Source organism: Mucilaginibacter glaciei, from assembly GCF_014773245.1.
Classification (GTDB): domain Bacteria; phylum Bacteroidota; class Bacteroidia; order Sphingobacteriales; family Sphingobacteriaceae; genus Mucilaginibacter; species Mucilaginibacter glaciei.
Map to the genome: position 1 here is coordinate 573,767 of NZ_JACWMX010000001.1, position 22,660 is coordinate 596,426.

The 22,660-nt window shown below is 44.5% G+C and carries 24 protein-coding genes and 2 tRNA genes; 15 read left to right on the forward strand and 11 right to left on the reverse strand.

From position 1 onward, the window contains the following. Positions 1-125 precede the first annotated feature (125 nt). The 5 genes from moaA to IDJ76_RS02650 are packed head-to-tail and all read left to right on the forward strand — an operon-like array spanning position 126 to position 5,032. Entirely contained in the window at positions 126-1,115 is a 990-nt protein-coding gene (moaA, locus tag IDJ76_RS02630; protein ID WP_191160438.1) for a GTP 3',8-cyclase MoaA, read from the forward strand. A 13-nt stretch (positions 1,116-1,128) separates the two neighbouring features. After that, positions 1,129-2,322 carry a molybdopterin molybdotransferase MoeA gene (locus IDJ76_RS02635; protein WP_191160440.1) on the forward strand — a complete coding sequence of 398 codons (1,194 nt, stop codon included), beginning with the start codon at positions 1,129-1,131 and terminating at the stop codon, positions 2,320-2,322. Positions 2,323-2,345: 23 nt separating this feature from the next. Further along, positions 2,346-2,825: a cyclic pyranopterin monophosphate synthase MoaC gene (moaC, locus tag IDJ76_RS02640; RefSeq protein ID WP_191160442.1), complete on the forward strand. Its 480-nt coding sequence runs from the start codon at positions 2,346-2,348 to the stop codon at positions 2,823-2,825. Further along, on the forward strand, positions 2,806-3,987 hold the full coding sequence (locus IDJ76_RS02645; RefSeq protein ID WP_191160444.1) for an NTP transferase domain-containing protein: 1,182 nt from the start codon (positions 2,806-2,808) through the stop codon (positions 3,985-3,987). The genes moaC and IDJ76_RS02645 overlap by 20 nt, the downstream gene beginning before the upstream one ends. Next, a complete protein-coding gene (locus tag IDJ76_RS02650; protein ID WP_191160446.1) occupies positions 3,977-5,032 on the forward strand; it encodes a HesA/MoeB/ThiF family protein in 1,056 nt (351 codons plus the stop codon). Before IDJ76_RS02645 ends, IDJ76_RS02650 begins: the two co-directional genes overlap by 11 nt. A gap of 85 nt (positions 5,033-5,117) precedes the next feature. On the opposite strand, the gene IDJ76_RS02655 is transcribed toward IDJ76_RS02650, so the two are convergent. Further along, positions 5,118-5,537, reverse strand: coding sequence for a molybdenum cofactor biosynthesis protein MoaE (locus tag IDJ76_RS02655; protein WP_191160448.1), 420 nt, complete (start codon positions 5,535-5,537; stop codon positions 5,118-5,120). Between the two features lie 3 nt (positions 5,538-5,540). Further along, complete coding sequence (locus IDJ76_RS02660; RefSeq protein ID WP_191160450.1) at positions 5,541-5,783, reverse strand: MoaD/ThiS family protein; 243 nt, start codon at positions 5,781-5,783, stop codon at positions 5,541-5,543. 134 nt (positions 5,784-5,917) lie between these two features. Between IDJ76_RS02660 and fdhD the strand changes: the two genes are divergently transcribed. The 3 genes from fdhD to IDJ76_RS02675 are packed head-to-tail and all read left to right on the forward strand — an operon-like array spanning position 5,918 to position 9,432. Further along, the gene (gene fdhD / locus IDJ76_RS02665) at positions 5,918-6,766 is read left to right on the forward strand and encodes a formate dehydrogenase accessory sulfurtransferase FdhD (RefSeq protein ID WP_224746161.1); all 849 of its coding nucleotides are present in this window, start codon (positions 5,918-5,920) and stop codon (positions 6,764-6,766) included. Then, complete coding sequence (locus IDJ76_RS02670) at positions 6,744-7,112, forward strand: DUF7009 family protein (protein ID WP_191160452.1); 369 nt, start codon at positions 6,744-6,746, stop codon at positions 7,110-7,112. Before fdhD ends, IDJ76_RS02670 begins: the two co-directional genes overlap by 23 nt. Further along, entirely contained in the window at positions 7,096-9,432 is a 2,337-nt protein-coding gene (locus tag IDJ76_RS02675; protein WP_191160454.1) for an FdhF/YdeP family oxidoreductase, read from the forward strand. The genes IDJ76_RS02670 and IDJ76_RS02675 overlap by 17 nt, the downstream gene beginning before the upstream one ends. Before the next feature lie 20 nt (positions 9,433-9,452). Here the strand turns inward: IDJ76_RS02675 and IDJ76_RS02680 are convergent, their stop codons facing one another. Together IDJ76_RS02680 and IDJ76_RS02685 are read right to left on the reverse strand one after the other, a co-directional pair. Beyond that, complete coding sequence (locus IDJ76_RS02680) at positions 9,453-9,884, reverse strand: pentapeptide repeat-containing protein (RefSeq protein WP_191160456.1); 432 nt, start codon at positions 9,882-9,884, stop codon at positions 9,453-9,455. Positions 9,885-9,970: 86 nt separating this feature from the next. Further along, a complete protein-coding gene (locus tag IDJ76_RS02685; protein WP_191160458.1) occupies positions 9,971-10,393 on the reverse strand; it encodes a secondary thiamine-phosphate synthase enzyme YjbQ in 423 nt (140 codons plus the stop codon). Positions 10,394-10,578: 185 nt separating this feature from the next. Here IDJ76_RS02685 and IDJ76_RS02690 point away from each other — a divergent pair, with 185 nt between their 5' ends. Next, positions 10,579-10,875 (forward strand): hypothetical protein, encoded by a 297-nt coding sequence (locus tag IDJ76_RS02690; RefSeq protein ID WP_191160460.1) that lies wholly within the window; start codon positions 10,579-10,581, stop codon positions 10,873-10,875. Positions 10,876-10,989: 114 nt separating this feature from the next. Then, the gene (locus tag IDJ76_RS02695; RefSeq protein WP_191160462.1) at positions 10,990-11,421 is read left to right on the forward strand and encodes a GNAT family N-acetyltransferase; all 432 of its coding nucleotides are present in this window, start codon (positions 10,990-10,992) and stop codon (positions 11,419-11,421) included. A 135-nt stretch (positions 11,422-11,556) separates the two neighbouring features. Here the strand turns inward: IDJ76_RS02695 and IDJ76_RS02700 are convergent, their stop codons facing one another. The 3 genes from IDJ76_RS02700 to IDJ76_RS02710 form a co-directional block, all read right to left on the reverse strand. Next, entirely contained in the window at positions 11,557-13,914 is a 2,358-nt protein-coding gene (locus IDJ76_RS02700; protein WP_191160464.1) for a TonB-dependent receptor, read from the reverse strand. A 58-nt stretch (positions 13,915-13,972) separates the two neighbouring features. Beyond that, positions 13,973-16,651 (reverse strand): ThuA domain-containing protein, encoded by a 2,679-nt coding sequence (locus tag IDJ76_RS02705; protein WP_191160466.1) that lies wholly within the window; start codon positions 16,649-16,651, stop codon positions 13,973-13,975. Between the two features lie 128 nt (positions 16,652-16,779). After that, positions 16,780-17,106, reverse strand: coding sequence for a hypothetical protein (locus IDJ76_RS02710; protein ID WP_191160468.1), 327 nt, complete (start codon positions 17,104-17,106; stop codon positions 16,780-16,782). A gap of 438 nt (positions 17,107-17,544) precedes the next feature. On the opposite strand from IDJ76_RS02710, the gene IDJ76_RS02715 reads away from it, so the two are divergent. The 5 genes from IDJ76_RS02715 (at position 17,545) to IDJ76_RS02735 (ending at position 20,738) form a co-directional block, all read left to right on the forward strand. Then, positions 17,545-18,045 carry a cupin domain-containing protein gene (locus tag IDJ76_RS02715; RefSeq protein WP_191160471.1) on the forward strand — a complete coding sequence of 167 codons (501 nt, stop codon included), beginning with the start codon at positions 17,545-17,547 and terminating at the stop codon, positions 18,043-18,045. Between the two features lie 125 nt (positions 18,046-18,170). Next, the gene (locus IDJ76_RS02720; RefSeq protein ID WP_191160473.1) at positions 18,171-18,920 is read left to right on the forward strand and encodes a glucose 1-dehydrogenase; all 750 of its coding nucleotides are present in this window, start codon (positions 18,171-18,173) and stop codon (positions 18,918-18,920) included. A gap of 68 nt (positions 18,921-18,988) precedes the next feature. Beyond that, positions 18,989-19,570: a TetR/AcrR family transcriptional regulator gene (locus tag IDJ76_RS02725; RefSeq protein WP_191160475.1), complete on the forward strand. Its 582-nt coding sequence runs from the start codon at positions 18,989-18,991 to the stop codon at positions 19,568-19,570. 107 nt (positions 19,571-19,677) lie between these two features. Next, positions 19,678-20,247, forward strand: a complete 570-nt coding sequence (locus IDJ76_RS02730; RefSeq protein WP_191160476.1) for a dihydrofolate reductase family protein — start codon at positions 19,678-19,680, stop codon at positions 20,245-20,247. A 65-nt stretch (positions 20,248-20,312) separates the two neighbouring features. Continuing rightward, on the forward strand, positions 20,313-20,738 hold the full coding sequence (locus IDJ76_RS02735; protein ID WP_191160478.1) for a VOC family protein: 426 nt from the start codon (positions 20,313-20,315) through the stop codon (positions 20,736-20,738). 57 nt (positions 20,739-20,795) lie between these two features. Here IDJ76_RS02735 and IDJ76_RS02740 read toward each other — a convergent pair whose 3' ends face one another. From IDJ76_RS02740 to IDJ76_RS02755, 4 genes are all read right to left on the reverse strand, one after another. Then, positions 20,796-21,698 carry a metallophosphoesterase family protein gene (locus tag IDJ76_RS02740; protein ID WP_191160480.1) on the reverse strand — a complete coding sequence of 301 codons (903 nt, stop codon included), beginning with the start codon at positions 21,696-21,698 and terminating at the stop codon, positions 20,796-20,798. A gap of 133 nt (positions 21,699-21,831) precedes the next feature. Further along, positions 21,832-21,916: transfer RNA gene (locus IDJ76_RS02745), tRNA-Leu, on the reverse strand. 50 nt (positions 21,917-21,966) lie between these two features. After that, positions 21,967-22,039 (reverse strand) — tRNA-Gly (locus tag IDJ76_RS02750). 112 nt (positions 22,040-22,151) lie between these two features. Continuing rightward, positions 22,152-22,634 carry a regulatory protein RecX gene (locus tag IDJ76_RS02755; protein WP_191160482.1) on the reverse strand — a complete coding sequence of 161 codons (483 nt, stop codon included), beginning with the start codon at positions 22,632-22,634 and terminating at the stop codon, positions 22,152-22,154. Between the last annotated feature and the right edge of the window lie 26 nt (positions 22,635-22,660).

The window sequence follows — 22,660 nt, forward strand, 5'->3', positions numbered from 1 at the left end:
GGGTAAATATATTTGAAATAGTATTTAAAAGCGACATTCGGTAAACATTGTAATCCTTACATTTGTGTTCGACCTCCAAACTATTGCCTGGTACCCATTGTTGACAATTAAATACTACACATACATTGTTATTAGATAATCACGGCAGAAAGATCAATTACCTGCGCCTGGCAGTTACCGACAGATGTAATTTGCGCTGCTTTTACTGTATGCCTGAAGAGGGCTTGGACTGGCTGTCGCGTAAGGAATTGATGACTTACGAAGAAATGCTGGCCGCCTGTACCGTTTTAGTTCGAATGGGTATCGAGAAGATCCGAATAACCGGCGGTGAGCCCTTTGTGCGCAAGGATATTATGAAGTTGCTTACCGCCCTTTCAAAATTGGATGGGTTAAAAGATCTGAGCATTACAACAAACGGTGTTTTAACTGCACCGCATGTAGCCGATTTGAAAAAGATAGGGGTCAGATCAGTCAACTTAAGTTTAGATACCCTCGATGCTAACCGTTTTTTTGCCATTACCCGCCGCGATGAGTTTGCTAATGTGATGGATACCATGCACGAGCTTTTAAATCACGATGTAGAAGTAAAGATCAATACGGTTGTAATGGCAGGAAAAAATACGGAGGATATTATCCCCCTGGTTAAATTAACAAGGAATTTGCCTGTTGTTGTACGCTTTATTGAAGAAATGCCCTTTAATGGCGACGGGCACGGCTACAGCGGGATAGTTTGGGACTATGTACGGATCTTCGATGAGATAAGACAGGTGTTCCCGGATATTACGAAGGTTCCTGATCCAATGCACTCAACCGCTTATAATTATCAGATTCCCGGCCACCAGGGCAGCGTTGGCATTATAGCAGCTTATTCGCGTACTTTTTGTGGCACCTGTAACCGTATCCGCATTACCCCGCAGGGCACCTTAAAAAATTGCCTGTATGATAACGGGGTTTTAAATATCAAAGACCTGATGAGAGAGGGGATAGGAGAGGTCGAATTGAAAGGTACATTACTTGCGGCATTCAACAGCCGCGAAAAGGATGGCTGGGCTGCAGAATCGAAGCGGGCAGAGAACCCCGACTTCCGGGAATCTATGGCGACCATTGGCGGCTGATTAAATGAAGAACATGACAACTGTAGAACAAGCCGAACAAATTATACTTGCCCAAATAAAGGACTACGGTACCGAAGCATTGGCTTTTGAACAGGCACTTGGCCGAGTTTTAGCCGAAGATATAAAGGCCGACCGTAACTTGCCGCCTTTTAACCGGGTAACTATGGATGGCATCGCCATTGATTTTGACGCGATCGTAAAAGGCATACGGACATTTAAAATTAAGGCAACCCAGGCAGCTGGAGATCAGCCTGTTGATATTGATGCAAATGAAGAATGCGTGGAGATAATGACCGGCGCGGCATTGTCGCCAACTGTAAATGCGGTGATCAGGTACGAGGATCTCGAAATTAATAACGGACTGGCTAAATTACTCGCTCCCGAAGTTAAACATGGGCAAAACATCCATTTTAAAGGCACGGATAAACGCAGCGGCGATATCGTTGCGCCTTCCAACCAGGTAATTTCGCCTGCTGTGATCAGTTTGTTAGCCTCTGTTGGCAAGGCAAACGTTTTGGTAAAGAAGATGCCGCGGGTGATGATCATATCGTCCGGCGATGAATTGGTAGAAGTAGCCGCCACACCGTCCGATTATCAGATCCGAAAGTCGAATAACTACACTGTAAAAGCCGCTTTAAAGCTTCACGGCCTGGATGCCGATATGATGCACATTCCGGATGACCCTGACGTTACCCGCAAACAGATAGAAACCTGCCTGCAGAACTACGATGTTATTTTACTGAGTGGCGGCATCTCTATGGGTAAATTCGATTACATCCCGCAAGCTTTGCAAGATGCTCAGGTGACTAGATTATTTCACAAGGTACAGCAGCGTCCCGGTAAACCATTTTGGTTCGGTAAACATGATAATGGTGCTTTGGTATTTGCTTTTCCGGGCAATCCGGTGGCAACGTTTATGTGCCTGCACCGGTACGTTCTACCCTGGCTAGATGCAACACTCAGTTTGCCGCCAAAGGAGCACGTATATGCCTTACTCGACAGAGATTTTACATTTGCGCCGCCCTTAAAATATTTTTTACAAATTAAATTGAAGTCAACCCCAATGGGTACGTTAGCTGCACAGCCTGTTGAAGGGAACGGATCAGGTGATTTTGCTAACTTAGCTGATACGGATGCCTTTATGGAACTACCGCCGGACAGGGACGAATTTAAAAAAGGCGAAGTTTTTAGAGTTTGGAAATTTTAAATTGAGGCGATCAACCAGCATCCGTGGAAACAAAATTAACGCATTTAGATAAAAACGATAACCCCACCATAGTGGATGTGTCAGCAAAGCAGGTTACCTACCGTACCGCTACTGCACAAAGCATTGTGGTGTTGCCAGATGAAGTGTTGCAACACCTGGTTAATGGTGAATTACAAACTAAAAAAGGGGCCGTGTTTCAAACTGCCATCATAGCCGGCATTATGGCTGCTAAAAAAACAGGCGATTTAATACCACTTTGTCACCCTTTGGGTATGGACAACTGCCAAGTTACCATTCAAATGTCGGCCAATAACGAAGTTGTTATCACCTGTACCGCCAGTATTACGGCTAAAACAGGTATAGAGATGGAGGCCCTTGTTGGTGCTTCTATGGCGGCGCTTACAGTATATGATATGTGTAAAGCAATGAGCCATGATATCGTGATCAAAGAAACCAGGTTGATTTCAAAAACAGGAGGTAAACATGACTTTAATCGATCATAAAAAACATGCGGCTATTAGCCGCCCGGCAAACGGAAATTTTGCCCGTAACGAATGGGCAATTTTAGGCGGGCCCTGCACGGTGATCAAATTCCTGGCAGACCAGGTAATCTCGGTATTATCGCCGCAATATCGCTGCGCCTACGGCGACACATCGCATAGTAATGACAAGGTGCAACTACCCGGTAAGTTGGATGCCGGTGCTGCTTTGGATTACACCGATCAGAACAATTATTCCCAATTAAACTACGCCGCTGCTTTAGATCCGTTTAAACAACGCGAACTGTTTGCAGCCATGGATATAGTATTAGTAAACGGTAACCACCAGCAGGCAAAGGCGCAGATAGTTATTATCGATAGTAATAAGGCGGCTTCGCTGCAAAAACGGTTAGATCAGTTGACAAATGTGCAACTATTCCTTTTAGCAGATAATGCAGATGAACTGCCCGTTTTTGTAAAGGAAGCGGTAGCCGACTGGCAGAAAATCCCCGTGTTGCGCCTGAACGATGACGCAGGGAAGATAACCGCTTTTTTCAAAAACAAGTTAGAGCAAGCAAAACCGATATTACAAGGCTTAGTACTGGCTGGTGGCAAAAGTACCCGAATGGGGTATGATAAGGGGAGCGTAAACTGGTACGGTAAAGAACAACGCTATCACATGGCCGATCTATTGAAGAAGCACTGTGCTGATGTTTATATTTCCTGCCGGGATGTAGAGCAGCAAAAAGCCATATTCCCAGATTATTTAAGCCTCGCCGATACCTTCATAGGTTTAGGGCCCTACGGTGCTATCCTTTCGGCTTTTAGGGAGCAGCCCGATAAGGCCTGGCTGGTTGTGGCCTGCGATCTGCCATTGGTGGATACAACTGTTTTACAGTACTTGGTGAATAATCGCAACACAGCAACAATCGCTACAGCCTATCAAAGCGATTATCAAAACTTCCCTGAACCGTTGATAACTATTTATGAACCAAAAAGTTATCCCATATTACTTCAATTTTTAGCACAAGGTTATTCCTGCCCGCGTAAAGTGTTAATCAATAGTGATGTGAACGTATTAAAGGCACCCGAGCAGGACGCGCTAACCAATGTGAATACACCCGAAGAACTGGAGCGGATCAAACGCATCCTGCACCAAAAAATAGCAGTAAAGGATGCAGGATGATTGGTTGAGATACAGCTGCCAGATGGCCTTGCCCGGTTTTGAAGCTTCATCACAAGCACTGCTGCAAAATGCACGTGTGTTGATAGTAGGTGCAGGAGGCTTAGGTTGCCCAGCCGCACAATACCTTGCGGCGAGTGGTGTTGGTACCCTGGGTATTGCCGATTTCGATGAGGTATCGGTTAGCAACCTGCACCGGCAGATATTATATAATCCGGCAGATGTAGGCCGTTTAAAGGCGGAGGTGGCTTGCGCACGCCTGCAGCAGCAAAATCCCGGCATCAAATTAGTACCTCACATGGCCAAAATAACTTCAACTAATGTAATTCAAGTAATTGATAGTTATGATATTATCCTTGATGGGGCAGATAACTTTGAGACGCGTTATTTGCTAAATGACGCTGCTGTATTGGCGGGTAAACCGGTGGTTTACGGCGCGATTTATCAGTACGAGGGGCAGGTAGCGGTGTGGAATTTACCCAATGCAGACGGCAGCCGTTCACCAAATTACCGCGACCTTTACCCGCAGGTAAACGCTACACAAGTGCCCAATTGTTCTGTTGGTGGCGTAATACCAACTCTTGCCGGGATAATTGGCTGTATGCAGGCCAATGAGGTAATCAAGTGTATTACCCAGACAGGTGAATTACTCAAAGGAAAGGTGCTGCTGTTTGACGCTCAAACCATGCAAAGCAGGGTTATCAAAATAGGAGATGTTACCCAAACGAATATAAAGGCTCTAGAAATAACTGAACATATCCCGACCGTTACCGCTGTCGAGCTGAAAGAAGGGCTCAATGAAGATACATATACTTTAGTTGATGTTCGAACTGACCAGGAGAGGGACGAGTTTGATATAGGCGGCCTCCATATTGAACTGGATGAAGTAGAAGATAACCTTCAGGAATTTGAAGATGACAAAACCTATGTGTTTTATTGCTCATCTGGTAAAAGGAGCGGTGAGGCAGTTAAATTATTGAAACAAAAACTGCCGGGTGTAAAGGCCTACTCTTTAAAAGGCGGTTTGCAGGAATGGAACCTCAATTAAGCTCAGTAAATACTTTTTATCTTAAAAAAGCATCATTAGTTAGATAAAAAACTCAGAAAAAATCAAAAAATTAGCTTTATCGCTGTTAAGGATGCGCGGCAACCCAAACTTTGCCATCCTCAAAAAACTCTTTTTTCCAGATGGGTACGGTTTGTTTCAGGGTATCGATAACATATCGGCAGGCATCAAATGCTGCATCGCGGTGGGCCGCCGATACAGCTATGATCACCGGGATTTCACCCACCTGCAACGTTCCGGTACGGTGATGGATTAAAATCTTTTGTACAGGCCACTTCTCAAAAGCTTGTTGAGTTATCTTACTCATTTCGCTGATAGCCATCGGTTTATAGGCTTCAAACTCCAGCTTTAATACCATTTTACCTTTGGTAGCATTACGCACTGTACCTATGAAAACATCGATCCCACCAGATGCCGGCGACATGATCCATTCAATGCAAGATTGGGTATTTAGCGGCGTTTCAAAAATTTCAATCTGGGTTTCCATTACTTAACCTCCGCTAACAGGTGGGATAATCGCTACTTCATCGCGTTCGGAAATGGAATTTTCGTCTTGCGCATACTCGTTATTGACCGCTACCATGTAACTGGCCAACTGTTTCAGGCGGGGGTATTGAGTTTCGAGCAGTGTTTTTAAAGTTGCCGTATCTGCACCCTCATCCAAATTTACGATGACAGACGGCGCACCGAAAATATCTTTGGCAATACCGAATGCCAGTATGTTAAGTTCCATAATTTGATATTGGTTACAAATATGCGATAATCTGTTGTAAAACGATAAATAGCCACATATAGTTGTCTTATACTGAGAACAAACCTTCCACCTAAATTGTATATTTGATTATGCCCTCAAACGCGATTTTAATAATGCCCGTTACTCGGTTAACCAACGGCGAAAGCGAGGTAGTAAACGATCTTGTTGCCATTGAAGAACCGTTAGAGATTAGGCTAGAGCACGGCCCCGCCCATCAGCGCAAAACGCAGAATATTTCGGTAACCATGCGCACCCCGGGCCACGACGCGGAATTGGCTACCGGGTTTTTATTTACGGAAGGGATCATCAAAAGCGCAAAAGACGTACAGCAGGTAGACTATAAATTTATTGCCTGTGCGGAAAATAGGGAGAATGTTATCGAAGTAAGTTTGGTAGCAGATGTGGTTCCTCACTTGCAAAATACGGAACGCAATTTTTACACTACGTCAAGCTGTGGAGTTTGCGGAAAAGGATCTATTAATGCTATCCGTACAGTTAGCGATTATCAATCCGCTGATTTTAACAACACCATCGATACCGAAATACTGACTGCACTCCCCGGCATCTTGCGCCACAATCAAAAAGTGTTTGAAGATACCGGTGGGTTACATGCCTCGGCTTTGTTTGATCCGGAGGGAAACTTGCTTTTACTGCGTGAGGATGTGGGCAGGCACAACGCTTTGGATAAACTGATTGGAGCGGCCATCAGTCAGCAAATACTTCCTATGAACAATCATGTGCTATTGCTAAGTGGCAGGGCAAGCTTTGAATTGATCCAAAAAGCAGCCATGGCAGGCATCAATATCATTGTCGCGGTTGGCGCACCATCAAGCCTGGCAGTACAATTGGCGCAGGAATTTAACATCACGCTTGTCGGCTTTTTGCGCGTGCAACGATTCAATATTTATACCGCGCCACAGCGCATTTTAATACCCAATTATGAAGATTCGTATCAAAAATAACGGATTAAGGTTTAGGCTTACCAAGAGCGAGGTTGCGCTTTTTGCAGAAGAAGGAATGGTAACTGAAAAAGTACAAATAGGCGGAACTTCGCTTACCTACACCTTGCAGCGAAAATCCGGGAACGCTATTACTGCATCGTTTGTAAATAACGTTATTACAGTGGTAATGCCCGAGAATATGGCTAATGAATGGACAGCCACCGACAAGGTTGGTTTTGGTGGGATGAACGGCGACTTACATTTATTGATCGAAAAGGATTTTACCTGTTTGGATAATGTAGACGAAGATCAGAGTGATAATTACCCTAATCCTTTAGCGGAAAAATTGTATGAGCAAAGAAATTAAGGAACAACCGGCGGCAGAGAACCCCGAAACATTGCACCAGCTTAAAGTTACCAAACCCGAGACCTGGGCAGCCGGCATCCCGGCCGTTGCAGCCTCGTTTGCTGATATTTTAGAGGAAACTGGGGCCGTACGCGGACCCGGTGCTTTATTTAAAATGAACCAGAAGGGCGGGTTCGACTGTTCCAGCTGCGCCTGGCCTGATCCGGACGATGATCGGTCGCCGATTGCGGAATATTGCGAGAACGGGGCTAAAGCTTTAGCTGAAGAGGCCACTACCAAAAAGTTGACTGCTGAATTCTTTGCACAAAACGCGGTTGCAGACCTGGCGAAACTTACAGATATGGATATTGGTAAAAAAGGCAGGATAGCCCAGCCAATGTATTTGCCAGAAGGTGGTACACATTATCAACCGATAAGTTGGTATGACGCCTTCCACAAAATTGGGAATAAACTGAATAGCCTTGCCTCGCCGAACGAGGCTGCTTTCTACACATCAGGTCGTACCAGCAACGAAGCTTCATTTGTTTACCAGCTATTTGTAAGGGAGTTTGGCACCAATAACATGCCCGACTGCTCTAACATGTGCCATGAATCGACCAGTGTGGGGTTAGCCGAGGTAATTGGTATCGGTAAAGGAACAGTCACACTGAATGATCTGCACGATACCGATGTGATCATCATCGTAGGTCAAAATCCGGGCACAAATCATCCCAGGATGCTTACTGCTTTAGAAAAGGGCAAAAAGAATGGCGCAAAGATCATTGCGGTAAATCCGTTATTCGAAGCAGGGCTGATGGGCTTTAAAAACCCGCAAACTGCTAAAGGAATTATGGGCATTAAAACCCAGCTGGCCGACTTGTATCTGCAGGTAAGAATAAATGGTGACATGGCATTGTTTAAGGCATTAGAAAAATTGCTATACGATGCCGAACTGCAAGAGCCGGGAAAGGTGTTTGATCAGGAGTTTATCAAAAATAAAACCGCCGGTTACCAGGAATTTATAAAGCAGGTTAAAAATTTTGATGTTGATGCATTATGTGCTGCAGCCGGTTTGCCGGTTGCGCAGGTACAGCAGGCTGCAGAGATGTTGAAGCACAAAAGCAGGATTATTATTTGTTGGGCTATGGGCATTACGCAGCAAAAGAACGGCGTAGACATGGTTAAGGAGATAGCCAATCTCACGCTGCTTAAAGGCAGTATTGGTAAAGCGGGGGCCGGCTTGTGCCCGGTGCGTGGCCATAGCAACGTACAAGGTAACCGTACAATGCTGATCTATGACAAACCGAAGAAAGAACAACTGGATAAGTTAAAGGAAGTGTATGGCTTTAACCCGCCGCAGGAGCATGGTTTTGACGTGGTTGATTCTATCAAGGCCATGCAAGAGGGTAAGCTAAGGGTATTTTTTGGAATGGGGGGCAATTTCCTATCGGCTACGCCAGATACTAATTTTACCGCCAACGCCATGCGAAAGTTAGAAATGTCGGTTCATGTATCAACAAAGCTTAACCGCAGCCATTTAGTACACGGCGATGAAGCTATAATTTTGCCCACCTTGGCCCGCAGTGATAAAGATGTTGTAGGTGGCGAAGTTCAGTTTATCAGTTGCGAAAACTCAATGGGGGTGGTACAAATGTCAAAAGGTGTTTTAGAGCCTGTATCGACCGAATTGTTAAACGAAACGCAGATAGTATGTGAAATGGCTAAAGCAACGTTAGCTGGCCGTACTGTTGTTGACTGGGACAGGTTTTCTAATGATTATAATGCCGTGCGCGATGATATCGGTAAAGTGATTCCCGGCTTTGAAAATTACAATCAACGCGTGCGTTTACCGGGTGGGTTCTACTTACCCAATGCCGCGCGCGAAGGTACTTTTGAAACAGAGGCTTTTAAAGACCGGGCTCCGTTTACTATTACTCAACTGCCGGATCACACTATGGCAGCTGATGACTTCATGCTGACCACCATTCGCAGCCATGATCAGTTTAACACAACCATTTATGGTATGGAAGACAGATATCGCGGCATCCATAATGAACGCCGTGTAATACTTATGAACCCTAAAGATATTGCAAAAGCCGGCTTTTTTCAGGGCGACAAGGTTGACCTGTATAACTATTTTGAGGGTGTAGAGCGTGTTGCGCGGTTATTTATTATCGTGTCCTATAATATCCCCGAACGTAACACGGCGGCCTACTACCCGGAAACTAATGTATTGGTACCGATCAACAGTGTTGCATTAAAAAGCAACTGTCCTACCAGTAAATTAGTGTTTATCAAGATCAAACGGCATGAGGAGAGACAGCAAGGTTCAGATTTTTGATGGCTTAGGTTAGCCTGTTATTATTTTTGATAGGCTTTCAGTAAATCGTCTACCAGTATTCCGTTAATGGTCATCCCTGTGGTGTTGCAATCGGTTATTGCAAGGCCGATTAGACTCGAATCAATTATTGACATGCTACTTATGTTGCAATCAATGATCTCGCTGTCTTGCAGGTTGCAATCCTTAAATTTAAGGCCGCCTTGCTTTTTATCAGGATCGTAATTAGGGTGGCCTTGGGGCGGCATCCCAATATTATGGAAATATGCACCACCTAATTGCGCGTCCTCAATCTTTAAGTTGGTTAAATTTGCGTTGGCTATCCGTGCGTCAACCATCGAAATATCATCCATTTGAACGCGGTTTAGGCATACTTGGTTAAAAGTGGAGTCTTCCAACATAGCATCGCTGGCAATTATCTTTTTTTTCGTTTGTTTCAGGTCGATAATATCCATCGTATAATTTTATGTTTGATTTAACGAGATAGTAATAAATTAAAGGAGGTGACTGTGGCAGTAAACACTTGATGTATTACTGTAAGTTATTCGCCCCAGGCAGTCACAACTAAATGCCTGCTACCCCCATGGTTGCGGTGCTCGCACAGATAAATCCCTTGCCATGTTCCTAACGCTAAACGGCCGTTGGTTATGGGTATAGTAACAGAACTGCCCAGCATGGCTGCTTTCAAATGGGCTGGCATATCATCGCTTCCTTCGTAATCATGTTCATAATCAGGGTCATTTTCGGGCACGGCCTTGTTAAAATACATTTCAAAATCAATCCTTACGGTAGGGTCGGCATTTTCATTGATGCAAAGCGAGGCCGATGTATGCTGAATGAAAATCTGGCAAATACCGGCTTTAAACTCACTTATTTGTGGAAGGGCACTCAATATGTCCGCTGTAATGATATGAAATCCTCTTCGGCGTTGGTTAAGCTGTATGGTTTGCTGATGTATTTTCATGATAGACGCTAAAATATACTACAAATGAATGTTAAACAAGTTGCACAGAACTTTAAAATGCCCGGATAATTATCTTTTTGAAGTATACCGATTTCGTTCGTGCGCACATTATTCAAAACGGCATATACAAGTTTTAAAAAACAAGAAGGTCGTTTACCTGTCTTATTATTATAAAGCTCAACATCATGGTTATTTTAAAAATAAGCGCAGATACTCCCGAAGAACGCGAAGTGGAAATAGTTACCGAAAGGGGACTATGGGAAACTGGTATTTATAAAATATTTGGCGTTTCTGATCCAAATGGCGCACTACGGGAATCAAAAGAATCGGCAGATAAGAGCGACCCTGACTTTTTAGGGGAGTTTAATGTAAATAAAGAAAACGCCGATTGGGAATACCGTGGCGAAAAAATTTCAGATGATGAACAAAAGGAGATCGCCGATTTCATATTAGATTATCAACCGCCTGATGGCGTTTATTAATGAGTATAAAAATATTTAAATACAGTACGGGACAATTAAAGATTATTAAATAACAAAATCAGTTATTTAAATGCTTTTTATTTGAAGTGCATTAAATTGCAAAAAATTAATGCGATGTCTTTAACCGAAGTACAATATCAGCGGGAACAATCAATCGACGCTGACGAGTTTATTGATCTTTTAAAACGCAGTACTCTTTCCGAACGACGGCCTGTTCATGACGCAGAGCGGATAGCTGCAATGCTGCAAAACGCGAATTTAATTGTCACTGCCCGTAAAGGTGGGCAATTAGTAGGCATAGCCAGGTCTCTATCTGACTTTGCCTTCTGTACCTACTTATCAGATCTGGCGGTTGATGAGGATCATCAAAAAATGGGGATCGGTGTAAAGTTGATCCGAGAGACAAAAAGGGAATCTCCGCTCGCCAAACTCATACTCTTAGCAGCCCCGGCAGCGATAGGTTATTATCCGAAAACAGGGATGACCAATTTTTCCCACTGTTTTTTATTAGACGATGTGAACGATTTAATAGTTAAAGATAAATAAGTTAACTCGCTTGACGAGGGCATCTGCGTCCGGTTTGTTGTCGATACGCAATCGTAAAAAGACGAAGCAGCAAACCAAAGAGCTTAAATTAAAAAGGGCCGCAAAGTAATTTGCGGCCCTTTCTGCTTATTGAGGTTAAAAATTTGTCCTTAACGTTACTCCGTACATACGCGGGTTGCCTAAGTGTGCGGCGCCAAAATCGTATGCGTAATCTATATAACGTTTGTTGCCCAGGTTAGTACCCCATACAAACAGGTCGAAACGTTTTGTACTCACACCTACACGCGCGTTAAAAGTGTTATAACCTTTTTGTTCTATCTGGTTAGCCAGGTCAAAATATTGCTTGCCCAAATAACGCCATTCGCCGCGTGCAATCAGTTTGTTTTGTGTATTGCCACCTAACGCGTATCCATATTGCAGTGCCAGCATTGATGTTACGTTAGGCGTATAAACCTGGCGGTTGCCGCTAAGGTTTACTACCGCACCGTTACTGGCCACTTGCAGGTCGGAATACTTAGCGTGCGTATATCCAAAATTATAAAATATATCCAGCCCCTTTAATAAAGTAGCTGCCAGTTCGGCTTCGGCACCTTTACTGTCTAATTTACCCGCGTTCCGAGTTACCGTAATGGCCTGGGGTAATATCAGGGTTGGTACCTGTGCATTATCTATAGCGATATAGAATAACGATACATTCAAATGCAGGCGATTATTAAGGAATGAGTTTTTTGAACCCAACTCGTAGTTATTGCTATACTCGGGTTTAAATGCAAACAAAGGCGGTTGTGATGGATCGGACCCTAACTGGCTGATGCCACCAGCCCTGAATCCACGGCTGTAGGTGGCGTATAGGTTGTTATTGTCGGTTATGTGGTAAGCCAGACTAATTTTAGGCGTAAAGGCCTTAAAGTGCGCCGTAGACGACGTGTCGTTTTGCGTGGTGATCGGGTCGGCACCGTCTGGTTGGAATTCGCCCTTTACCTGTTCTTTTTTATGCTCATAATCATAACGTAGCCCTGCGGTAAAATCCCATTGCGGGGCAAACACATAAGTTACCTGGCCAAACACCGCGCCGCCATAGTTACGTTCGATGTTGGTGTTTATTGCGGTGAAGTCGGTTATTGGTGAACCTACAGCTGCTGCATCTGCGCCAAAGTGCGTACCTGTTTTGCTTGGGCTGTATCGATAAAAGCCATAGACACCCGCTGTCCATTTTAAGTTTGTAGCGGATGCTGGTGATGAGAACCTAAATTCCTGTGTGCCTACTTTTACTTTGTTAAATTGTGGCCCATAATTGTTTATGACCGAAACTGCATCGAGCGGAGAAAAATCGCCATCGATCGGTACGGTGTAGTAACGATAATTTTGCTGATAGGCGCTGTTAGAAGTAAAGTTGAACCCTTTGCCTGTGTAGTTGGCAGATAACGATGCGTTAAAGATGTTATCTATCATCCTGGTGGTAGCGTTCTGGTTAACCTGAAACGGCTGCGCTAAAGCATCTGCGGGCGAACTACTCAACGCAAACGGCCCGTTGTTGCGGTTAGCGTAATTCTTTACATTTAAAGTAAGGCTGAACGATTGTGTAGCCAGGTATTTTAAATAATAATTGCCGGTAAACGAGTGTTGCTTATCCAGTTTGGTATTGTTGAATTGGTTAGTATAGAACCCGTTAAAGCCGTCATATAAACCGGCAACACCCAAGTATAACTTATCTTTGATTAGCGGGGTACGAAACCCTAGGCTATAACGCTGCTGGCCATAGCTGCCAAAGTTAACTTCGGCAAAACCGCCTGCAATGTTGGTAGGCTGTTTAGTGATCACGTTGATCACTCCGCCTTGTGCATTACGGCCATACAGTGTGCCTTGCGGGCCGCGTAAAACTTCTACCCGTTCTACATCAAATAGCTGGGGAATGTAAGTATCCAGGCTAAACTGGTTAACACCATCAATATAGGTGGCAATGGCAGGATCGTAAGAGGTGGTTGCAATACCGCGAATCCCCGTAACGTTGCGCCCATCGCCCGGGTTAGCGGAGTATAGGTTGGGTATGATACCTGTCAAATCCTTCAGGTTCCAAACCTTGTAATCCTGCACCTGCTTTGCCGATAGGGTAGAAATACTGATAGGCACCTGTTGCGCAGCCTCTTCGCGTTTTTGCGCAGTTACAATAACTTCTTCTAAACGGTTGCTGGTTTCTGTGAGTTGGAAGTTGGTATTACGGTCGCCTGCTAAAAGTATCACGTTTTGGCTGATAGCTGCATAACCCATGCTGCTGATATGTAAGGTGTATTGCCCTGCAGGGATGTTTTGGAATGTAAAAACACCTTGTGCGTTTGTGCTTGTAGCAAAGTTGGTATTCAATAAACTTGCAATAGCCCCAGCTATAGGTTTAGCATTGGTATTAGTCACAGTGCCCGAAAAATTAGATCGGGTTTGCGCGAATGCCGAAAAAAATAATGTCAGCAGAAAAATGAGGGTAGATAGTTTCTTCATGTGTATAAAAAAAGCGGATATGACTTCAAATCATATCCGCTGCAAATAAAGGGTTTTATTACTTAAGTGAGTAGATCCAATTAATGATAGCCTTCGTTTCTGCTGGCTTAATGCTGGGGTGGGCTGGCATATCTACATCGCCCCAAACACCGTGGCCACCTGTCATGATCTTTTTACTCAGGTGTGCGGTAGAGGCTGTAGTTGCTGCATATTTTTTAGCTACATCAGTAAATGACGGACCAACAGATTTTTCGGCAATTTTATGGCAAGCCTTGCAATCCATCGACATGACCAGGGCCTTGCCCGCAGCATTTGATTTTATTACCGCCATTTTAGCTTTCATGTCCGGCGAATCCTGACCGGCCAGTACCGCGGTAGTTTTGCTTGTGCCGGTGGCGCCCATATCATCTTTCACATCAACAGACGCGTTGTAATTGCCTTTTTTGGTGTAAGTGTAAACCAATTTTGGCAAAACGGTTATTTTTTTGACACCGTTGCCCAAATTCCAAATGTAGGTCATTTTATTATTCTCTGGATCGGTTGCCTTAACGGTAAAAGTAACGGCTAAAGGCAAGGCACCATAAGCTTTGTTTGAGTTGATGCTTGCTACCTCGGGCGCGCGGTTACCCGTGTTGTAATCTAAACGGGCTATCCCGGCATCTTTGTTTTTAGCAAACCAGCCCGATCCGTATTCCAATACATAGATCTTACCATCGGGGCCTGTTTCCATATCGATAGGGTTATTGAACTTGGTGCCTGCCATGAACGGCTCCATTTTATCCAGATCCCCGTTTGGCTGTAAGGTTAGTAATTTGATCCATCCGCGTATCCAGTCGTAAAAGATCACTTTTTTATTAAAGTAATCAGGCATACGGGTAGCTTTGGGATAAAGGTCTGTGTAATAAACAGGTCCCGCCATCGCGTTACGGCCACCTGTCCCAACCTGCGGGAACTCAGTAGATGCGGCATATGGATAGTAGATCATGGCGGGTTGCGCCGGTGGCAGGTCAACTAAACCTGTATTATTGCGCGAGTTGTTTACCGGGTGCTGCGGGTCGAACTGAATGCCCACCTTCCCTGTTGCATAATCATATTCGTGGTAAGGGATATTGTTGGCAATAAAGTATGGCCAGCCAAACATGCCGGCTGCCTTAGCCTGGTTAAATTCGTCGTAACCGCGCGGGCCGCGGGTATCTAAACTGTCAGCTTGTGCATCCGGCCCAACTTCGCCCCAGTACAGGTAGCTGTTCTTAGGGTCAACCTGGATACGGTAAGGGTTCCTGTCGCCCATCACATAAATTTCCGGGCGGGTTTTGGCCAAACCTTTTTTGAACAGGTTACCATCAGGAATAGCATAGGTGCCATCCTCATTCATTTTTATCCGCAGAATCTTGCCGCGCAGATCATTGGTATTACCTGCAGATCGCCTGGCGTCATGGTTTAAAAACTCGGGGCGGTCATCTAGCGGGGCAAATGCGTGGGTATTAATGGTGCGTTTACCCGGCTCATCAAACGGGGTAGAGTTATCGCCGGTTGAAAGGAAGAGCATCCTATCCGGACCGAAAGCGATGGAGCCACCGGTATGGCAGCAAATTTCGCGTTGAGAATATAACTGTAATACTACTTTTTCTGATTTCAAATCGATCGTGTCGCCCGTCATGGTAAAGCGCGATAAGCGGTTAACTGATGTATCTACCGGGCTGTAATAAACATATACGAAATGGTTGTTTTTAAAATCAGGATCGGCTTTTAGGCCCAAAACACCTTCTTCGGCATTGACACCTTTGGTATGCGTTTTCCAATAAACATCAAGCTTTGCAGCCTGTTTCATAGTTTTAGTGCCGTTTTTGTACAGCATGATCTCGCCGCGGCGCTGGGCTATCAAAATATCCAGATTTGGTAAAATGGTCATTTCGGTAGGCTCAAACAAAGTGCCTTCGTTCAGTTGTGTTTTTGCAAAACGGTTTTCTTCGGGAACGCGTAGTGTAGTGGCTTTTGAATAATCCAGTTTTTTATTATCACCGATAGCATACTGAATGCCGCCTAACAAGTGTTTTAAAAAGGAAGGGTCGCTGTAAGATTCATCGGTATGGCCCAAACCTGTGTAGAATGATCGGCCGTTCTCAAAATTCTGATACCAGGCAATAGGGTGGTTTGCACCATTTTTGCCGCCTTTGTAGCTGCTTTCATCTAAATTGATAAGCACATGAATTTTTTTGCTAATGTTTTTGTAGTTGTACCACTCATCCTTACGTGCCCAAACATCCGGTAACGAACGGGTAGAAGGATGATTTTTGTCAACAACGTTCAATTTAGCTTCCTGTTGTTCGGGGTGGCTGGCAAAAAAGGCACCTACCAGCCGGCCGTAGTAAGCCCAATCGTATTCGGCATCTGCCGCAGCATGTACGCCCACAAAGTTGCCGCCTGCTTGCATGTAGCGTTCCAGGTCGGCTTGCTGATAGTTGTTCAGCATGTAGCCGGTAGTGCTTAAAAACACCACAGCCGAGTATTTGCTGAGGTTGCCTTCAGTTATCTTAGCGGCATCGGAAGTGGTATCGACAGTGAAATTATTTTCCTGCCCTAATTTAATGATAGCGGCCGTTCCCAAAGGGATAGAGGCATGGTGATAGCCTGAGGTTTTGGTGAACACCAAAATTCGCGGCTTAACGGGGATTTTGCTGTAAATGAAAACCACTGCGCATACAGCAGCAAGTAATAAGGTAAATTTTAATCTCATATAAAAAGTTTATCGGTTTATTGCTATTGGAAAGCAACGCAAAATACTCATTGTGTGTTTAATACGCAATAGTTATTTTTAATGATAATCAATTTGTTACCTGTTTTTTTTGGATTTAATAAACCAGCCTAAATGGCTTCATTGGGCTGTTTTGATAGCAATGTATCACGTGACAGGATATTTTTAAAACCACTGTATCTAAGTTTGGGGCTTGGTTTAGCCGTCAATAAGCCGCCGCGAACGGTAGCACCAATAACAATACCGCCAGACATGAGCACGATATTTTTGATAATATATTGCCCTAAAAGCGTAGGGATGAATATTGAGTGATTAAACGTTTCTGCAGGGAAAAAAACAAGCGGCAAAAAGTGCCCACCATTTGCAGGTACAATAAAAGCAAAGTTAAGCTTAACCAGCGTTTGGTAATCAAACCTAAGCCGATGGTGCATTCCCATATCGCCAAAAATGGTAATGAAAAAGCCGGTTTTACATAGCCGAAGGTGAGTTTAAGGATAGTTTTGCCGGCGATGGTCTCGGCTGCGCTGATACCTGGAAAGAATTTCAAAATCCCGAACCAAATGAACACAAGCCCTAACGATACTCTCAAAATATTCAACCCATTGCGGCCTTCCATTCAACAGAGCGTTTTTCAATTTTGACGATGGTTGCAATGATGGCGGGAGGTGGCATGTGCTTTGGGTTTGATTAAGTTACGGCTTAAGGTTTAATGCGGTTGTAATTTGCTCGGGTTTACTAAACGGTTTAAGCGTATCACAGCTAAAAAGCCTTAAACTAAATTATAGGCATTTAGAATATCGGCGGATTGTATCAAAAATATTAGTTACCAAACAAAATCACATTTAAGCCCTTGTGCTTTTAAAGATCCCACACTTATGGAAAACCCAACTCATAAACTAATTGTAACTACCGCGCAGGATAGCGAAAGCTTTTCTGTAATGGGCGGTAATTATCGCGTGTTGATCAGCGGTAAACAAACAAACGGCGCCTTTGCGGTGATAGAAATGCTGGTGCCGCCTAACGGTGGGCCGGGCCCTCATGCGCACAAAGATATCAATGAGTCGTTTTATATAGTTGATGGCGAAATAGAGGTGAAAAGTAAAGATCTAACTTACACCGCCCAAAAAGGCGATTATATAGATATTCCATTTGGGGGGATGGTGCATAGTTTTAAGAACAGATCAGAAAACCTGGCGCGCATCATCTGTACAGTTACCCCTGCAGGGATGGACGAAATGTTTGAAGAGATTGGCCAGCCTGTTGCGGCAGGAACCTTTTTGCCACCACCGCAGATTAGCCCGGAACTGGCTGCCAAAATGAAAGAGATCGGCAACAAATATGGGCAGGAATTTTTTCCGCCCGATTACCTGGATTAACGGGGCGCTAACCGCGCGTATTGTCATTACAAAATGAAATTGTAAAATAACGGAACGTTTGTTCCATTATTGATGTACATTTGCGGAACGATTATTCCAAAATAAAAAAATAGTCGCTCTCAAAAATGAAAAAGTTAGAAAACAAAGTAGCAGTAGTAACAGGTGCCTCTAAAGGTATCGGCGCGGGTATAGCAAAAAATCTGGCAGCAGCAGGTGCATCGGTTGTGGTAAATTATTCATCATCTAAAGCAGGTGCCGATAAAGTGGTTGAAGAGATCGTAGCAGCAGGCGGTAAAGCCATTGCCGTACAGGCCAGTGTATCCATCACAGCCGACGTAGCGCGTTTATTTGATGAAACCAACAAAGCATTTGGCCCGACAGACATTTTGGTGAACAATGCAGGCGTGTATGAATTTGGCCCCATCGATCAGATAACCGAAGAGCATTTTCACAAACAGTTTGATACCAATGTGCTTGGTTTGTTATTAACCACACAAGCGGCCGTTGCAAACTTTAACCCTAATGGCGGCAGCATTATCAATATAGGTTCTGTAGTGAGTGCTATTACCCCGGTAGGCAGTGCAGTTTACAGCGCTACAAAAGGCGCCGTTGATGCCATCACCCACGTATTGGCTAAAGAGCTTGGCCCTAAAAACATCAGGGTAAATTCGATTAACCCGGGTATGGTCGAAACAGAAGGTACGCATACCGCCGGTTTTATCGGCAGCGATTTCCATCATGAGGCTGTTAAGACCACACCTTTGGGTAGGATCGGTCAGCCGGATGATATTGCTTTGATAGCTGTTTTCCTGGCATCGGAAGATTCGCGCTGGTTAACCAACGAAACCCTGCTGGCAGGTGGCGGCGTAAGATAATCTACGCTTTTTAAGAACTATTTAAAAATGAATAGCTTTGCTTAATATTAAGCAAAGCTATTTCTGTTATGGCAAGAACCAAAGATTTTGATGAAACCGAAGTGCTGACCAAAGCGGTAAACCTGTTTTGGCTTAAAGGGTATAGTGCCACTTCTATGCAGGACCTGGTAGACGAGCTGGGCATCAGCCGCTCCAGCTTATATGATACCTATGGCGACAAGCACACTTTGTTTTTAAAGGCACTGGAGAGTTACCAGTGCGCTAACTCAGGGCAGTTTGCGCAGATTATAGCGGGTGATGGATCTTCAAAGGAAATTATCCGGGCCTTGTTAGAATTTTTTATTGACGGTTTATTGAACGACACGTGCCAGAAGGGCTGTTTTATGGTAAACGCCGAAGTTGAAGTGGGTCTGCACGATAAGGAAGTAAGCGATATGATCCAAAAGAACGACCAAAATACTGAGGACGCGTTTTACCGGGTGATCAAAACAGGGCAGGAGCGTGGCGAGATCACCAACCCTCAGGATGCCCGTGCACTGGCCCGTTTCCTATTCAACACCGTAAAAGGCATCCAGGTAACCGCAAAATCAACATCCGAGCGCGCGGTGTTTGATGATATTATTGGGTTGACGGTAGGGGTGTTGGGGTAACGAGGGGTAATCCCTCCAAGTCGCAAAACACCCTCTAATTGTCATAAACGCACCGCACGTAGTTGAGTTGTTGGGACTACCTTTGATTAAACATCGAACTAAGCAAAATGAGAAAGATCAGGATCTTTGAACATATCTCGCTGGATGGCGTGATTGAGCATGATGGCGATTACGAATACGGCGCCTGGACGGCACCATACCGGAGCCCGGGCGGGGCCGCCGCCTTACTTGATTCATACGGTATCAACTTTGATCTCCTTCTTGGCCGAACCACTTACGATTTATGGTCAGCCTATTGGCCAACTGCCGGCAATTTCCCGATGGCTAAAGCCATCAATGCCGCAACCAAATACGTAGCGACGCATCATCCCGACAGTTTGCAGTGGGGGCCTTACGGTAAACTGGGCGAAGATGTGATAGCCGGAATCCGCGATTTAAAAGCAACCGACGGCCCTGACCTAATCATCTGGGGCAGCTCGACCATTACCTCGGTGCTGCTTGCAGGGGGCTTGGTAGACGACGTTGTGTTAGTTACTTACCCAGTGTTGCTGGGCAGGGGCAGACGCCTGTTTTCAGAAGAGTACGATGCACGCGAATTGGAATATGTGAGCACGATAAGCACACCAGCCGGCCTGCAGGTAAACCATTACAAATACGTTGGCGCGCTGAAATCTTAAATAATTGTATCTGAAAAGTAGTAGCTTTCGTTTTTATTTAAATCAACCAATAAAAAAATAAAATTATGCCAGCAATTAATCCACATGTCAACTTCAACGGAAATGCCGAAGAAGCATTCACCTTTTACAAATCGGTATTTGGCGGCGAGTTTGCCAAAGTTATCCGCTTCAAAGACCTTGCAAACGACGAGTTCCCGGTAGCCAAACACGAAGAAAACAAGGTCATGCACATTGCCTTGCCGATAGGTAACGGAAGTATGCTGATGGCAAACGATGTCCCGGAAGCGATGGGCCCAACAAACGAAAACGAGAACCGGAGCAAAATTGTAATCTCTGCCGATAGCAAAGAGGAAGCAAACCACTTGTTTAACGGTCTTTCTGCTGGTGGTGGAGTTGAGTTCCCTATTAGTGATAGCCCCTGGGGTACCTATTTTGGAATGTTTAGGGATAAATATGGGATAGAGTGGATGGTGGAGTTTGACCCCAGTTAAAACTGATCAACCAGCACATAAAAAAGTCCGGTGCACATGCACCGGACTTTTTATTTTTTAATAGTTTATATACCGCTCCTCAAAACTACCATCGGAGTATAGGTCAATGAGCCCATAGCCCGGTGCGGTTTCACGCCGGTTGCCTTCCCACCACGCACCGGATACAGCCCCGTCACATATATAGGTAACGTTGTTATAAACCAGTTTCTCGCGCAGGTGGATGTGACCGCTCAGGCAAAGCTTTACATTAGGGTGTTGGTAAAACAACTTGATTATTTTTGAGGTGTCGGTATGCATATCGCCGCCGTACATTGTCCATTTGTTTACAATGTTATCTTCGATCAAGTTTGTAGCGGTAAGTATCGGTATATGCGATAGGATGAGGACAGGGGTAGTGCTGCCGGCGCTTTTTAGTTCCTGCTCAAGCCAGTTAAACTGCTCCTCGCCAAGTTTGCCAATATACCAGGTGCCATCTACATCCAGGTGAACACTGTCTAAAATGATGATCTTCCAGCCGTTCTTTTGCATACTGTAGTATGGCCTGGAGAGTTGTAGCTGATCCATCGAATATATTTTACCGTAAAGCGCCTGCCCTTTATCATTCTCGTTCCACCATATATCGTGGTTGCCAAGGCAGTAGTTAACCGGAATGCTGCATTCGCTGGCCATTATGCCTTTCATCAGTTTCCATTGCTCATCTATGATAGACAGATTTTCCTTATTCATATCAAAAACGATGTCACCGCCGTTCAAGATCAACTCCACTTTGGGCGATTGTTTTTGTACATGATGCAGGCACCGTTCAAACCGCTTAGGCGCGTCGAACTTGTTTTTTAAATGGACATCCGTTAAGTGCGCTATCCGCAAAACAGATCTTCTGTCTGCCGCAATTGCCGGGAGTGTCATTGCTGGGGCTAATAGTAGCCCGCCAATATTTTTTAATACCGATCTTCTTTCCATGTTGTTTACAAGCGCAAATATTACTGGCAAAATTAAGATCGCAATTTAAATTTAGTGTTAAATGATGGTGGGTAATTGGTATGACTCGAATTCAAAACAAAAAAGCCCGATGCGGACATGCATCGGACTTTTGTACTCAGAGCGGGAATCGAACCCGCACTCCTTTAACGGGAACAGGATTTTAAGTCCTGCGTGTCTACCAGTTCCACCATCTGAGCAGGTGATTAACCTTTTAACAATAAATCCCTCTGTATGAGAGAGGGATTTGAGCGAAAGACGAGATTCGAACTCGCGACCCCGACCTTGGCAAGGTCGTGCTCTACCAACTGAGCTACTTTCGCATTGGTATTTTCCTTTAAACTTTAAAGCTTTCGCACATGTTGTTTGCGGGAGTGCAAATATAGACAGAAATGAATGTTCTGCAAGGGAAAATCAAAACTTTTTTAAAGTTTTTTATAACTCACTGTTTTTCAAAACCTCTGCGGTAAGTTCGGGTTCAAAACCACGGCCTAAAGCGTACTGTTGTAATTTATAGGTCCTTTTCCGTGCGTTCTTTTCGGTAACGGTATTAGCCTTTTTTTCTATAATTCGGGCCAATACCGCCATATAGTCGTCCAGGTCAATGGTCAATAATGCTTTTTTTATAAGCGGTGCCGATACTTTTTTTAATTGCAGGCCTTGTTTTATCTTGATCTTGCCCCAATGTTTCTGGTTAAATTTGCCCCGCACATAAGCTTTGGCAAATCGTTCTTCGTTTAAATAATTTTCTTCCACCAATCGGCTGATGATGTTCTCCACTGCCGCTGTCCACAAGCCCCATTCATATAATTTATCACGCACCTCCTGCTGCGAACGTTCCTGGTAGGCGCAATAGTTCTCTGCCTTTTTTAGGCCAACTTTTTCATCGGTTATCTTGATCGGTTTAGGCGTATCCATCAAAATCAAAATACGTTAAAATTCTT